General features: G+C 59.4%; 10 protein-coding genes. 9 read left to right on the top strand and 1 reads right to left on the bottom strand.

The window, feature by feature from the left end; genetic code table 11:
- Positions 1–54: 54 nt before the first annotated feature.
- From nusG to rplA, 3 genes are all read left to right on the top strand, one after another.
- Complete coding sequence (gene nusG / locus ACLI1T_RS01615; RefSeq protein WP_023025156.1) at positions 55–975, top strand: transcription termination/antitermination protein NusG; 921 nt, start codon at positions 55–57, stop codon at positions 973–975.
- A 170-nt stretch (positions 976–1,145) separates the two neighbouring features.
- Positions 1,146–1,589 carry a 50S ribosomal protein L11 gene (gene rplK / locus ACLI1T_RS01620; protein WP_023016714.1) on the top strand — a complete coding sequence of 148 codons (444 nt, stop codon included), beginning with the start codon at positions 1,146–1,148 and terminating at the stop codon, positions 1,587–1,589.
- Positions 1,590–1,657: 68 nt separating this feature from the next.
- Positions 1,658–2,362, top strand: a complete 705-nt coding sequence (gene rplA / locus ACLI1T_RS01625) for a 50S ribosomal protein L1 (RefSeq protein ID WP_023025157.1) — start codon at positions 1,658–1,660, stop codon at positions 2,360–2,362.
- 110 nt (positions 2,363–2,472) lie between these two features.
- Here rplA and ACLI1T_RS01630 read toward each other — a convergent pair whose 3' ends face one another.
- Complete coding sequence (locus ACLI1T_RS01630; protein ID WP_411702868.1) at positions 2,473–3,813, bottom strand: cryptochrome/photolyase family protein; 1,341 nt, start codon at positions 3,811–3,813, stop codon at positions 2,473–2,475.
- A 286-nt stretch (positions 3,814–4,099) separates the two neighbouring features.
- Here ACLI1T_RS01630 and rplJ point away from each other — a divergent pair, with 286 nt between their 5' ends.
- The 6 genes from rplJ (at position 4,100) to ACLI1T_RS01660 (ending at position 14,664) form a co-directional block, all read left to right on the top strand.
- A complete protein-coding gene (gene rplJ, locus ACLI1T_RS01635; protein WP_023025159.1) occupies positions 4,100–4,621 on the top strand; it encodes a 50S ribosomal protein L10 in 522 nt (173 codons plus the stop codon).
- A gap of 88 nt (positions 4,622–4,709) precedes the next feature.
- Positions 4,710–5,099 (top strand): 50S ribosomal protein L7/L12, encoded by a 390-nt coding sequence (gene rplL, locus ACLI1T_RS01640; RefSeq protein ID WP_023025160.1) that lies wholly within the window; start codon positions 4,710–4,712, stop codon positions 5,097–5,099.
- Positions 5,100–5,225: 126 nt separating this feature from the next.
- Positions 5,226–5,576 carry a HigA family addiction module antitoxin gene (locus ACLI1T_RS01645; protein ID WP_349853316.1) on the top strand — a complete coding sequence of 117 codons (351 nt, stop codon included), beginning with the start codon at positions 5,226–5,228 and terminating at the stop codon, positions 5,574–5,576.
- A gap of 76 nt (positions 5,577–5,652) precedes the next feature.
- On the top strand, positions 5,653–6,666 hold the full coding sequence (locus tag ACLI1T_RS01650; RefSeq protein ID WP_349853315.1) for a DUF3068 domain-containing protein: 1,014 nt from the start codon (positions 5,653–5,655) through the stop codon (positions 6,664–6,666).
- Between the two features lie 375 nt (positions 6,667–7,041).
- A complete protein-coding gene (locus tag ACLI1T_RS01655; protein WP_005276870.1) occupies positions 7,042–10,536 on the top strand; it encodes a DNA-directed RNA polymerase subunit beta in 3,495 nt (1,164 codons plus the stop codon).
- 132 nt (positions 10,537–10,668) lie between these two features.
- The gene (locus ACLI1T_RS01660) at positions 10,669–14,664 is read left to right on the top strand and encodes a DNA-directed RNA polymerase subunit beta' (protein WP_349853313.1); all 3,996 of its coding nucleotides are present in this window, start codon (positions 10,669–10,671) and stop codon (positions 14,662–14,664) included.
- Positions 14,665–14,853 lie beyond the last annotated feature (189 nt).

Consider the following 14,853-nt stretch of genomic DNA (forward strand, 5'->3'; position numbering starts at 1 on the left):
CCGCGGGTAGGCTGGTTCTACAACACGCGCCGATGACATTTTGGAGTACCACTCATGAGCGACGAGAATAACGTCGAAAACCCAGGAACCTCCCTAGAGGAGGCCATGCAGTCCAACGTGCAAGAGCAGGCGGCAGAGCACGCCAGCGCAGTCGAGGACGCCCAAGAGGAGGCCGCAGCGCCTGCTGAGGCTGGCGCAGGTGACGCAGAAGACGCTGCGCTTGCCGATGCCCCCGCAGCAGAGTCCGAGCCCTCGGCAGAGGCCGAGCCCGCCGCAGAAGAGGACGCTGCAGGGGCTTCCGCCGAAACCGAGGAAGAGGCCGAGGACGCCGCTTACCGCAAGCGCTTGCGTGAATTCACCCGCGAGCTGAAGAAGCAGCCAGGCCAGTGGTACATCATCCAGTGCTACTCCGGTTACGAGAACAAGGTGCGCACCAACCTCGACATGCGTGCGCAGACCCTTGAGGTGGAAGATTCCATCTTCGAGGTCGTCGTCCCCATCGAGCAGATCATGGAAAACAAGGACGGCAAGAAAAAGATTGTCAAGCGCAAGCTGCTGCCGGGCTACGTCCTAGTGCGCGCTGAGCTTAACGATGCCGCCTGGTCGGTCATCCGCGAAACCCCAGGCGTTACCTCCTTCGTGGGCAATGAGGGCAACGCGACGCCGGTGAAGACCCGCGACGTGGCCAAGTTCCTCATGCCGAATGAAGCGCCCGCCACCAAGGGCGAGGCCGCTCCAAACGAGCAAGAGGGCGAGCAGGTCGTTGACTTGCCGGAGAAGGAGGTGGCCAAGAAGTACGCCCACGACTTCGAGGTGGGCGAGGCCGTCACTATCCTGTCCGGCCCGTTGGCTGCCGTGTCCGCCACCATTTCTGAAATCGACCCGGAGACAGGCAAGATGCAGGGCTTGGTCTCCATCTTTGGCCGCGAAACCCCAGTGGAATTGTCGCCGACGGAAATCGAGCGCATTTCTTAAAAATGATTTTGTGCAGGGCGCACGGTGTTCTAGACTGGAACGCCGTGCGCCTTTTCTGTGCGCACGCGTAAATCGTTTCATCCTCCGGTGGCCCACTGAGGTGAGCATCCGGACGGGCCGCGTTATTCATCGTGACGCAGGTCCCGGTACCACAGGAAAGAGGTAATTCGATGGCTCCAAAGAAGAAGGTTTCCGGCTTCATCAAGCTGCAGATCGAGGCTGGCGCCGCTAACCCGGCACCGCCAGTTGGCCCGGCACTGGGTGCCCACGGCGTCAACATCATGGAATTCTGCAAGGCTTATAACGCCGCTACCGAAAACCAGCGTGGCAACGTGGTCCCTGTTGAGATCACCGTCTACGAAGACCGCTCCTTCGACTTCAAGCTGAAGACCCCGCCGGCAGCCAAGCTGCTGCTGAAGGCCGCAGGCGTCCAGAAGGGCTCCGGTGTCCCGCACACCGATAAGGTCGGCACTGTCACCTGGGATCAGTGCAAGGAAATTGCACAGACCAAGTTCGAGGACCTCAACGCCCGCGACATCGAGGCCGGCGCACACATCATCGCTGGTACCGCCCGCTCCATGGGCCTTAACATTGATGGCGCACCGGAGAAGTAAAAACTTTATGTGGTAGGGCCAGCTTCGGCCCGCCAAATACCACGCCAATCCAGAAAAGGAATTGTTAAATGAGCACCAAGTCTAAGGCTTATAAGGCCGCTGCGGAACTGGTAGATAAGTCCCGCCTGTACCGTCCGATCGAGGCTGCAAAGCTGGCCAAGGAGACCTCCTCCAAGAACTTTGACGCCACCGTTGATGTCGTCTTCCGCTTGGGCGTTGACCCACGCAAGGCTGATCAGCTGGTGCGCGGCACCGTGTCCCTGCCTAACGGCACCGGTAAGGACGTTCGCGTCGCCGTCTTCGCTGAGGGCGAGAAGGCAACCGCAGCCCAGGAAGCTGGCGCTGACATCGTCGGTACTTCCGAGCTGATCGAGCAGATCAACGAGGGCAACCTGGACTTCGACGTTGCCATCGCTACCCCGGACCAAATGGCCAAGGTTGGCCGCGTCGCCCGCGTCTTGGGCCCACGTGGTCTGATGCCTAACCCGAAGACCGGTACCGTGACCAATGACGTTGCTAAGGCAATTAGCGAGGTTAAGGGCGGTAAGATCTCCTTCCGCGTGGACAAGGCTGCAAACCTGCACGCCATCCTTGGTAAGGCTTCCTTCGATGCTGAGAAGCTCGCTGAGAACTACGGCGCCCTCATGGATGAGATCCAGCGCCTGAAGCCTGCTTCCGCTAAGGGCATCTACATCAAGCGCGCCACCATCTCCACCACCTCCGGCCCAGGCATTCCTGTGGACGGCTCCGTACAGAAGGGCTACACCGACTAAGACGGTGATAGCGCATAGCGCGTGAATGAAGACCCCGAGGATTTTCCTTGGGGTCTTTTGCATCGTTCAACAGGCCTTGCGGTGTGAACGAAAAGTCTAGGTATTGAGCGTTAGTCTGCGCCTTTGACCTCGGCGTAGGCATCTAGGGCCGCCTGGCGCGACTGCCTGAGATCCACGATGGGTGGGGCGGATAGCGTGGGAGCCCAGCGGCGGATATAGGCGCCTTCGGGGTCGAAGCGCTGTGCCTGGGTTTCAGGGTTGAAGATGCGGAAGAAGGGCGCGGCATCATCGCCGCAGCCGGCTACCCATTGCCAGTTAAATGGGTTGGACGCGGCATCGGCATCCACCAGGGTGTCCCAAAACCATTCCTCGCCTAGGCGCCAATGGATTCCCAGGTTCTTGGTGAGAAACGATCCCACCACCATGCGCACGCGATTGTGCATGTATCCGGTTTTCCAGAGTTCGCGCATACCGGCATCGACAAGCGGTATACCCGTCGTCCCGTCCTGCCAATCCCTCAGCCGCGGGTCATCCCAGGACCAGTCGAAGCGGTCGAACTGTTGCCGCACGTTGCGGGTGGCCAGATCGGGCAGGTGGTAGAGCCGGTGCCAGGCAAAGTCGCGCCACAGCAACTCGGAGTGGAACTTCTCCGCGTCGGGTTCCTCGGCGGCGGCCAGCCAAACTTCGCGTGGGGATACCTCGCCAAAGCGCAGGTGCGGCGATAGCAGAGAGGTGGCGTTGTGCGCGGGTATATCGCGTTCTCTGGCATAGTGAGTTAAGTCGAGCTGGGCTAGGCGTTCGCGCGCACCGGCCTCTCCGGGAGTCCAATACTGGGCGAGCGACGCAGCCCACTGCGGTTCATCGGCGCTGGGATCGGGCCAGCTGCTGCTTGCCGATGCCCCCATCTCCCGCCGCGACAGCAATTCCGGCACGGGCAGCGGTTCGTCATCAGCGAGTTGGGACCGCGCGGCGGCCCCAAAGGGAGTAAAGACCTTATAAGGCTTGCCCTGGCCATTAGTGATCTCCCATGGCTCCACGAGGGTGAAACCGGGGTAGGAGGTGGCGTTAATTCCGGAATCTGCGAGCGCTGCTTTTACTGTGGCGTCGACTTCGCGCAGCGGGCCGTGGTAGCGGCGGGTCCAGGTGACGGTATCGGCGCCAATCTCCCGGGCGGTGCGGGGAATGACGGCGCGGGCATCCCCGGTAGCGCGGAGGAGCTTCACCCCGCAGGTTGCGAGGTCCTGCGCAAGGGCATAAAGCGAGCGCTCCCGCCACCAATTGCTGGCACCACCGAGTGGTCGGGTCCCGGGGTAGGCGGGCTCATCGAGAACTATGGCCACTAACTCTGGCTTTGAACCGTCTTTATCATCGGTGGCGGCTTGCGCTGCGCGGGTGAGAGCCTGGTTATCGGATAAGCGCAGGTCATCGCGAAACCACATGAGGGAAGTCATAGTAGATAGCCTACGCGGCTGGGCAATTTGGGAATACGAGGAAAGTACGGTAGTATCGCTTGTGAAGTTTGAACGGCCTTGTGGCCGAGTCAAAGTTCACCGAAGACCGTTGGTCATCCAATAAGGATTGAAAGTTCTCCACCATGGAGGCGGCCCACGCAGGAGACACTTTGCGCATTCCGTGGCATTTCTCATGTCGCACGCCCTGTGCTCTTGCACGGGGCTTTTCTTTTTGGAAGGCCCCGGCGGAAAATAAAAGAGATGTTTTGGAAGGAGGCGAGAGACAATGGCAAACCCAAAGAACACTGCAGACTTGGCAGAGCTGAAGGAGAAGCTGGCCGATTCTAGCTCCGTCGTTTTGACTGAGTACCGCGGCCTGACCGTATCCCAGCTGCAGGAGCTGCGTAACAACCTGGGCTTTGACGTTGACTACTCCGTCGCCAAGAACACCCTCTTCAAGATCGCTGCCAACGAAGCTGGCATCGAAGGTCTTGATGATTTGCTGACTGGCCCGACCGCAATTGCGTTCATCAAGGGCGAGGCAGTAGATGCTGCGAAGGTCATCACCAAGTTTGCTGATGACAACAAGGCACTCGTCATCAAGGGTGGCTACATGGACGGCGACGCATTGTCTGCGGAGCAGGTTCAGGCCATCGCCAAGCTGGACAACCGCGAGACCACCCTCGCAAAGCTGGCTGGCGCTATGAAGGGTTCTATGGCGAAGGCAGCCGCTGTCTTCAACGCTCCTGCAACCAAGGCGGTTCGCACCGTTGTTGCTCTGCAGGACAAGAAGGAAGCAGAAGCTTAAGTCGTCACAACAGACGCACACATAAAACACCGTGCTTGCTACCTCATCACCGGGGAACAAGCACACAACACAGAAAGGACTTGCCATCATGGCTAAGCTCACCAAGGACGAGCTCATTGAAGCTTTCAAGGAAATGACCCTCATCGAACTGTCTGAGTTCGTTAAGGAATTCGAGGACGTCTTCGACGTTGAGGCTGCTGCACCGGTTGCTGCTGCTGCACCGGGCGCTCCGGCTGAGGGCGGCGCTGCCGCTGCTGAGGAGCAGACCGAGTTCGACGTCGTTCTGACCGACGCTGGCGCTAAGAAGATTGGCGTTATTAAGGCTGTCCGCGAGCTCGTCTCCGGCCTGGGCCTGAAGGAAGCTAAGGAAATGGTTGAGGGTGCACCTAAGGCCATCATCGAAGGCGCTTCCAAGGACGACGCTGAGGCGGCTAAGACCAAGCTGGAAGAGGCTGGCGCTTCCGTCGAGCTCAAGTAATTTTACTGAGCTTCACGCTTTCGAAGCCCCCACTCTTACCGCGCTATACGCGGTGGGAGATGGGGGTTTCTCCCGTTTTAGCGGTCGCCGCGATAGACTGTGGTTTCACTATATGAAACTATCGGCTTGAAAATTGAGGAGGGTGAAGCGTTGATGGGTTCCTCTCAGGACTTAGTGGCTTCTTCGGGCAATGTGCCCGTGCCGCACCCAGGTGAGGTATTAAGCGAAGAGTTCTTGGCGCCTTTAGGCATTACTCAATATCGCTTGGCGCAGGACGTTTTTAGTAGCAAGTCCCAGATTTCGAAGCTTGTCCGAGGGCGAATTGGATTGAGCGCGGATATGGCTTTGCGTCTTTCGGCGTATTTTGGCAATTCCGGCGAATTCTGGTTGGGATTGCAAGAAGAATATGACCTTTGGTGTGCTCGGCGCACGACGGATACGAGCGGTATTATCCCGTGGAATAAGCACACGGCGTAGGAATCTTTGGCTTAGTCCGCTCGAGCCCGCCTGTAGAAACTAGGATCTGGGAGTTAGCGCTGTAGAATTAGCCCCCATGCTGCCCAAGTCCCGCATCTTTTCCGTCCTTTTACTAGGTCTCGGCGTAGCGCTGGTGGCCGCCGGAATAGCGGCGCCGGCGTTTTTGGATTTCTCACCGCGGTTGCCGTTGGAACTCAAGAAAACCACGTGGACACTCAAGGATGACTCCGCGGATTCCCAGCTTGTGAACAAGGATGGAACGTCGCCCTATTCTGGGCCGATGACCTATCAGATTAACGCGGGCATCCAAGAGCCTTCGGATGAAGATACCGCGACGCTGCGCATAGGGGAGACGCGCCTGCGCGGCGATGGCCAAGGACTCGATGATTTAAGCCAGGCACAGGTCTGGACCTATCCCATTGACCGCCTGAGCGGTGAGGCAGAGGCAGAGGCCAGCCTGAGCCACACGTTGGCCAGCCCCGAAGATCAGGTGGCCATCGATGGCTACTGGCTGAAATTCCCGGCGGATGCGGAGAAAACGAATTACCCGGTCTTTGACCCCACCCTGCGCAAGGCGGTGGACGCGGTCTTTGAAGAAGAGACTGAAATAGATGGCCGCACGGTGTATCGCTATCACCAGGAAATCGAGCCAACGAACGTAGCGCAACTTTATGCCGCCGATGGCAATACCACCTCTTTTCCCAAGGAAGATGGGGGCCAGGAACCTGGTTATTTGATGCACTCGGGCAGTCGAGACTTCTACGTCGACCAAGCCACGGGCCTAGTGGTGGGCATGGATATGGATATCGATGACTACTACGCGGACCGCGAGGGGGTAGGGCGCGAGCGAGCCTTTGTCTTTAATGGTGCTACCTCAGAGGAGAGCCGTGCGGCACTCATCGCGGAAGCGAAATCGTTCCCACGCAACCACGTGGCGGAGCTTGCGCGCTGGGCCGCCCTAGGCATCGGCATCGTACTTACCTTTATTGGGGTAATTGGGGCGCTTGGAATATGGGACCGTAAAAACAAGCATGTTCGCCGGCGGGGCAAGAAGAACAAAGCCAAAGTTAATAGCGAAAATGCCAGCTAAAGGCCTTAAGCGCGGTTCGGGTTGCGGTGGAATGACTTTTTAGTGGTACGGTGCTTGTGGTTGCCCCGATAGATACGGCGCAACATTTCCGCCGCGTTGGCGCAGCGGCGAGCGAGAGCTTGCCCCCTAGCGCGGAAAGAAAAAGCCTTAAGAGTGGTGTGTCTTTACATACCTGAGTTTTTCCTATACACTAATTCGTTGCGCTGGAATCTGGATCTTCGGTGCACATTTAGCCTTTCGGGTTGGTGATGGCAAAACCGACTTGACAAGGTGATTTTGTGCATTCTGAACCCAGACACTCCACAGCAGACCGAATGCTAAAATTACCAGCGGTTTTGCTGCTCGTCGGCCAGGGCGAGTAGCAATCCGCGTGAGGTGCTGGAAGGACCCATCTTGGCAGTCTCCCGCCAGACCAAGTCAGTGGCCAATATCCCCGGAGCCCCGAAGCGATACTCGTTTGCAAAGATTAGCGAGCCTATCGCCCTGCCGGGCCTCCTTGACGTACAACTCGATTCCTTTGCTTGGCTCGTCGGCTCGCCGGAATGGCGCGAGCGTGAGCAGGCTGAGCGCGGCGATAACGCACGCGTGACGAGTGGCCTTGAGGATATCCTCGAAGAGCTCTCGCCGATTCAGGACTACTCGGGCAATATGTCCCTGTCCTTGTCGGAGCCTCGCTTTGAGCCGGTGAAAAACACCGTCGACGAGTGTAAAGAAAAGGACATCAACTACTCCGCGCCGCTGTACGTGACCGCAGAGTTCATTAATAACGACACCCAAGAGATTAAGTCGCAGACCGTCTTCATCGGTGACTTCCCGATCATGACGGATATGGGTACCTTCATCGTGAACGGTACCGAGCGCGTCATCGTCTCCCAGCTGGTGCGTTCCCCGGGCGTGTACTTCGATCGTTCCATCGATAAGTCCACCGAACGCCCGCTGCACTCCGTGAAGATTATTCCTTCCCGCGGTGCTTGGCTGGAGTTCGACGTGGACAAGCGCGACACCGTCGGCGTGCGCATTGACCGCAAGCGCCGCCAGCCGGTGACCGTCCTGTTGAAGGCCCTGGGCTGGACCGAGGAGCAGATCAGGGAGCGCTTCAGCTTCTCTGAGCTCATGATGTCCACCCTGGAATCTGACGGTGTTTCCAATACCGATGAAGCGCTGCTGGAGATCTACCGCAAGCAGCGCCCGGGCGAGCAGCCTACCCGTGAGCTGGCGCAGTCCCTGTTGGATAATTCCTTCTTCCGCGCTAAGCGCTATGACCTTGCCAAGGTCGGCCGCTACAAGGCCAACCGCAAGCTGGGCCTTGGCGGCGACCACGACGGTCTGATGACCCTGACTGAAGAAGACATCGCCGTCACCCTGGAGTACCTGGTACGCCTGCACGTTGGCGAGCGTGAGATGAAGGCACCAAACGGTGAGATGATCTCGCTGAACACCGACGACATCGACCACTTTGGTAACCGTCGTCTGCGCACCGTGGGTGAGCTCATCCAGAACCAGGTCCGCGTGGGCCTGTCCCGCATGGAGCGCGTCGTGCGCGAGCGCATGACCACCCAGGACGCAGAGTCCATCACTCCGACGTCCCTGATTAACGTGCGTCCGGTTTCCGCTGCTATCCGCGAGTTCTTTGGTACCTCGCAGCTCTCGCAGTTCATGGACCACAACAACTCCCTGTCCGGACTGACCCACAAGCGCCGCCTGTCCGCGCTGGGCCCAGGCGGTTTGTCCCGTGAGCGCGCTGGCATTGAGGTGCGAGACGTGCACGCTTCGCACTACGGCCGCATGTGCCCGATTGAGACCCCTGAGGGTCCGAACATTGGCCTGATTGGTGCGCTGGCGTCCTACGCCCGCGTGAACCCCTTCGGTTTCATCGAGACCCCGTACCGCAAGGTCGTTGACGGCAAGGTTACGGATCAGGTTGAGTACCTCACCGCTGATGAGGAGGACCGCTTCGCCATTGCTCAGGCTGAGGTCGAGCAGGACGAGGAAGGCCGTCTGATCGGTGAGCGCATCGAGGTCCGCCTGAAGGAGGGCGACATCGGAGTGACCGATGCCTCCGGTGTGGACTACGTTGACGTTTCCCCACGCCAGATGGTCTCCGTTGGTACCGCGATGATTCCGTTCTTGGAGCACGACGATGCTAACCGTGCCTTGATGGGTGCGAACATGCAGAAGCAGGCCGTCCCGCTGGTTCGTTCTGAGGCCCCACTGGTGGGTACCGGTATGGAGCAGCGCGCCGCATATGACGCTGGCGACGTGGTCATCACGCCAAAGGCCGGTGTGGTGGAAAACGTCACCGCTGACGTCATCACCATCATGGACGATGAGGGCCAGCGCGATACCTACATCCTGCGCAAGTTCGAGCGCACCAACCAGGGCACCAACTACAACCAGACCCCGCTGGTGTCCATGGGTCAGCGCGTAGAGGCCGGCCAGGTTTTGGCCGATGGCCCAGGTACCCACAACGGTGAGATGTCGCTTGGCCGTAACCTGCTGGTTGCGTTTATGCCGTGGGAAGGCCACAACTACGAGGACGCCATCATCCTCAACCAGCGCATCGTGGAAGAGGACATCCTGACCTCCGTCCACATCGAGGAGCACGAGATCGATGCTCGTGACACCAAGCTGGGCGCCGAGGAAATCACCCGCGAGATTCCAAACGTCTCCGAGGACGTCTTGAGCGACCTCGATGAGCGCGGCATCATCCGCATCGGTGCTGACGTTCGCGCCGGCGATATCCTGGTGGGTAAGGTCACCCCGAAGGGTGAGACCGAGCTGACTCCGGAAGAGCGCCTGCTGCGCGCCATCTTCGGTGAGAAGGCCCGCGAGGTGCGCGATACCTCGATGAAGGTTCCGCACGGTGAGGTGGGCAAGGTCATTGGCGTTGCTCGCTTCTCCCGCGATGATGATGACGACCTGGCACCTGGCGTCAACGAGATGATCCGCGTCTACGTTGCGCAAAAGCGCAAGATCCAGGACGGCGATAAGATGGCCGGCCGCCACGGCAACAAGGGTGTTGTGGGCAAGATTCTGCCGCCAGAGGATATGCCGTTCATGGAGGACGGTACCCCGGTGGACATCCTGCTGAACACCCACGGTGTGCCGCGTCGTATGAACATCGGTCAGGTGCTTGAGCTGCACTTGGGTTGGTTGGCTCACGCTGGTTGGAAGGTCGACACTGAGGATCCGGCTAACGCCGAGCTGCTCAAGACCTTGCCGGAAGAGCTTTACGATGTCCCAGCGGACTCCCTGACCGCCACCCCGGTCTTCGATGGTGCTACCAACCACGAGATCGAGCGCCTGTTGGCATCGTCCCGCCCGAACCGCGACGGCGACGTCTTGGTCAACGAGCACGGCAAGGCCACGCTTTTCGATGGCCGCTCGGGCGAGCCGTACAAGTACCCCATCTCCGTGGGCTACATGTACATGCTCAAGCTGCACCACTTGGTTGATGAGAAGATTCACGCTCGTTCCACTGGTCCTTACTCCATGATTACCCAGCAGCCATTGGGTGGTAAGGCTCAATTCGGTGGCCAGCGCTTCGGCGAGATGGAGGTGTGGGCAATGCAGGCCTATGGTGCTGCCTACACCCTGCAGGAACTGCTCACCATCAAGTCCGATGACGTGGTAGGCCGTGTGAAGGTCTACGAGGCCATCGTGAAGGGCGACAACATTCCAGATCCGGGCATCCCTGAGTCCTTCAAGGTGTTGCTCAAGGAGCTGCAGTCCCTGTGCCTGAACGTGGAGGTTCTTTCTACCGACGGCACCCCGATGGAGCTGTCTGGCTCTGATGACGATGACATGGATAGCCCATCGCTTGGCATTAATTTGTCCCGCGATGAAGGTTCTTCCGCTGACATCGCCTAAATAGATTTTCGGTCCACTGCGGCATGCACGGTTCCGGTGTTTATCACCGGGGCTGCCGCGGGCGGGCAATAAAGATTAATTCATTAAAAGCCATCAATTCCTCAGATTACGAGGATGAAAGGGAGACATTACGTGTTTGACGTAAATCTCTTCGACGAGCTCCGCATCGGTCTTGCCACTGCTGACGATATCCGTCGCTGGTCTAAAGGCGAGGTTAAAAAGCCCGAGACCATTAACTACCGCACGCTGAAGCCGGAAAAGGACGGCCTGTTCTGCGAGCGCATTTTCGGACCTACCCGTGACTGGGAGTGTGCTTGTGGTAAGTACAAGCGCGTCCGTTACAAGGGCATTATCTGTGAGCGCTGCGGCGTTGAGGTCACCAAGTCCAAGGTGCGCCGTGAGCGCATGGGCCACATTGAGCTGGCCGCTCCGGTAACCCACATCTGGTACTTCAAGGGTGTTCCTTCCCGCTTGGGCTACCTGCTGGACTTGGCTCCGAAGGATCTTGAGCGCATCATCTACTTCGCAGCCAACATCATCACCTCCGTTGATGAAGAGGCTCGCCACAACGACCAGTCCACTCTGGAAGCAGAAATGCTGCTGGAAAAGAAGGACGTTGAGGACGATACCGAGTCCGAGATCGCAGAGCGCGCTTCCAAGCTCGAGTCCGACTTGGCGGAGCTGGAGGCAGCCGGTGCGCGTGCCGATGCCCGCAAGAAGGTACAAAACGCTGCCGATAAGGAAATGCAGCACATCCGCGAGCGCGGCGAGCGCGAAGTCGCACGCCTGGATGAAATCTGGAACACCTTCCTGAAGCTTGCTCCGAAGCAGATGGTCATCGATGAGACCATCTACGAAGAGCTGGTTGACCGCTACGAGGATTACTTCACCGGTGGCATGGGTGCAGAAGCCATCCAGACCTTGGTACGCAACTTCGACCTCGAGGCAGAGGCCGAGGAGCTGCGTGAGATCATCAACAATGGCAAGGGCCAGAAGAAGATGCGCGCGCTTAAGCGCCTCAAGGTTGTTGCCGCATTCCTGAACTCCGGCAATGACCCGGCAGGCATGGTGCTGGACGCTATTCCGGTTATCCCGCCTGAGCTGCGCCCGATGGTGCAGCTGGACGGTGGCCGTTTCGCCACCTCGGACCTGAATGATCTGTACCGCCGTGTTATCAACCGCAATAACCGCCTTAAGCGCATGATCGACCTGGGCGCTCCAGAGATCATCGTGAATAACGAGAAGCGCATGCTGCAGGAGTCTGTGGACGCGCTCTTCGATAACGGCCGCCGTGGCCGTCCGGTTACCGGCCCGGGCAACCGCCCGTTGAAGTCCCTGTCTGACTTGCTCAAGGGCAAGCAGGGACGTTTCCGCCAGAACCTGCTGGGTAAGCGCGTTGACTACTCCGGTCGTTCCGTTATTATCGTCGGCCCGCAGCTGAAGCTGCACGAGTGTGGTTTGCCGAAGCTGATGGCGCTGGAGCTGTTCAAGCCTTTCGTTATGAAGCGATTGGTCGAAAACGACTACGCCCAGAACATCAAGTCCGCGAAGCGCATGGTGGAGCGCCAGCGCCCAGAGGTGTGGGACGTGCTGGAGCAGGCCATTTCTGAGCATCCAGTGATGCTCAACCGTGCGCCTACGCTGCACCGCCTGGGTATCCAGGCCTTCGAGCCGAAGTTGGTTGAGGGTAAGGCTATTCAGTTGCACCCGCTGGCCTGTGAGGCCTTCAACGCCGACTTCGACGGTGACCAGATGGCAGTTCACCTGCCACTGTCCGCAGAGGCTCAGGCAGAGGCTCGTGTGCTGATGCTGGCTTCCAATAACATTCTGTCCCCGGCATCCGGTAAGCCACTGGCTATGCCGCGCCTGGATATGGTGACCGGCCTGTACTACCTCACCATGGACAAGGCAGAGGACGAGATTGGTGGCAATGGCCGCTACCGCGAGGCTGGCGAGGAGTACCCGGCAACTGGCGTGTACTCCTCCTACGCCGAGGCCCTCATGGCCTACGACCGCGGCACGGTTGGCCTGCAGGCACCGATCAAGGTCCGCATCGATCACCTGCGCCCACCAGAGGACATCGAGGCAGAGCTCTTCCCCGATGGCTGGTCCAAGGGCCAGGCATGGTTGGGCTACACCACCATCGGCCGCATCATGTTCAACGAGCTGTTGCCGTGGAACTACCCGTACCTTGAGGGCATCATGGTCCGCAAAGGCGGCGGCACGGACGGCAAGGTGCTCATTGGTGACGTGGTCAACGACTTGGCCACCAAGTACCCAATGATCACCGTGGCCCAGGTTCTGGACAACATGAAGGACGCTGGCTTCTACTGGGCAACCCGTTCCGGTGTGACCATTACGATGTCTGACGTGCTGGTGCTGCCGAATAAGACCGAGATCCTTGAGTCTTATGAGAAGGAAGCAGAGCGCATCGAGCGTAAGTACTGGGAGCAGGGTGCTCTGACGGAGCGCGAGCGTTATGACCGCCTGGTTGAGCTGTGGAAGGACGCGACCGACACCGTTGGTGAGGCCGTCGAGAACATCTACCCGGATTACAACCCGATTCCAATGATTGTGAAGTCGGGTGCTGCCGGTAACATGCGTCAGATCTGGACGCTGGCCGGTATGAAGGGCATGGTTGTGAACTCGCACGGTGATTACATCACCCGCCCGATTAAGACCTCCTTCCGCGAAGGCCTGTCCGTGCTGGAGTACTTCAACAACTCCCACGGTTCCCGTAAGGGTCTGGCCGATACCGCGCTGCGTACCGCTGACTCCGGCTACCTGACCCGTCGTCTGGTGGACGTCGCTCAGGATGTCATCGTCCGTGAAGAGGACTGTGGCACCCGCCAGGGCGTGCGCGTTCCTATCGGCGAGGTCTCCGGCGACAAGGTCGTCCTCTCCGAGCTGTGGGAGACCTCCGCTTCCGGTCGCGTGCTTGCCACCGACGTCAAGGACGAGAACGGCGAGGTCGTCGCAGAGGCTGGTGCAGACTTGACCGAGGAGCTCACGCAGAAGCTTCTCGATGCCAAGGTCACCGACGTCAAGGTCCGCTCCGTGCTGACCTGCCAGACCCCGGCTGGTGTCTGTGCGAAGTGCTACGGCAAGTCCATGGCATCCGGCCAGTTGGTCGACATCGGCGAGGCCGTCGGCATCGTGGCTGCACAGTCCATTGGTGAGCCTGGTACCCAGCTGACCATGCGTACCTTCCACCAGGGTGGTGTCGGTGGCGACATTACCGGTGGTCTGCCGCGTGTTCAGGAGCTCTTCGAGGCCCGTAACCCGAAGAACCGCGCACCGATTGCCTCCGTGGACGGCACCGTGTCCCTGTCCGATGAGGGCAACTTCTGGACCATGACCATCACCCCGGATGACGGTTCCGATGACGTGGTTTACGAGAAGCTGTCCAAGCGCCAGGGCCTGGCCCAGGTGCGTCGTCCGATGGAGTCCAACCCGGATGCGATGATCGAGCGTTCCTTGAAGGACGGCGACCACGTTGAGACCGGTGACCGCTTGATGCGTGGTGCGGCTGACCCGCACGACGTGCTCGAGGTCCTGGGTCGTCGCGGCGTGGAGCAGCACCTCATCAACGAGGTGCAGGCCGTGTACCGCACCCAGGGTGTGGCCATCCACGACAAGCACATTGAGATCATCATCCGCCAGATGCTGCGCCGCGGTACCGTCATCGACGCCGGTACCACGGAGCTGCTGCCGGGTAACCTGATCGACCTTTCTGAGGCCAAGCAGATGAACGCTGCTCAGGTCGCAGAAGGCGGCGAGCCGGCTCAGCTGCGCTCGGAGATCATGGGTATTACCAAGGCGTCCTTGGCTACCGAGTCCTGGCTATCCGCCGCTTCGTTCCAGGAGACCACGCGTGTGCTTACCGATGCCGCTATTAACAAGCGCTCCGATAAGCTCATCGGCCTCAAGGAGAACGTCATCATCGGTAAGCTGATCCCGGCCGGTACCGGTATCTCCCGTTACCGCAATATCTCCGTCAAGCCGACCGAGGCTGCGCGCAACGCCGCATACTCGATTCCGACTTACGGCGATTCCATCTACGGTGACGATGGCTTCGGTGAATTCACCGGCGCCTCCGTCCCGCTGGATGAGGACTTCACCTTCTAAGTCCTAGGCGCTCGTGCCCCTCGGCACCGCGTCCAGTCAGAGCCCCCGCTTCCGTGTTAAACGGTAACGGGGGCTCTTGCCGTTGGAGTCTGTTGGCGCGGTTGAGCACGCCAATTCGGCCGCCGAATTGGTTGTGGGGACCCGTATGCGTGCCTGCTAGTATGAGTAAAGCCTGTGCCCAGATAAGTA

Origin of the sequence: Corynebacterium tuingiense, assembly GCF_046718165.1 — a bacterium.
Taxonomy (GTDB): domain Bacteria; phylum Actinomycetota; class Actinomycetes; order Mycobacteriales; family Mycobacteriaceae; genus Corynebacterium.

What these genes read in the sequence shown, in the direction of transcription:
- rplK (WP_023016714.1), top strand. Translation starts at nt 1,146, where the DNA reads ATGGCTCCAAAGAAGAAGGTTTCCGGCTTCATCAAGCTGCAGATCGAG.
- ACLI1T_RS01650 (WP_349853315.1), top strand. Translation starts at nt 5,653, where the DNA reads ATGCTGCCCAAGTCCCGCATCTTTTCCGTCCTTTTACTAGGTCTCGGC.
- rplJ (WP_023025159.1), top strand. Translation starts at nt 4,100, where the DNA reads ATGGCAAACCCAAAGAACACTGCAGACTTGGCAGAGCTGAAGGAGAAG.
- nusG (WP_023025156.1), top strand. Translation starts at nt 55, where the DNA reads ATGAGCGACGAGAATAACGTCGAAAACCCAGGAACCTCCCTAGAGGAG.
- ACLI1T_RS01630 (WP_411702868.1), bottom strand. Translation starts at nt 3,813, where the DNA reads ATGACTTCCCTCATGTGGTTTCGCGATGACCTGCGCTTATCCGATAAC.
- rplL (WP_023025160.1), top strand. Translation starts at nt 4,710, where the DNA reads ATGGCTAAGCTCACCAAGGACGAGCTCATTGAAGCTTTCAAGGAAATG.
- rplA (WP_023025157.1), top strand. Translation starts at nt 1,658, where the DNA reads ATGAGCACCAAGTCTAAGGCTTATAAGGCCGCTGCGGAACTGGTAGAT.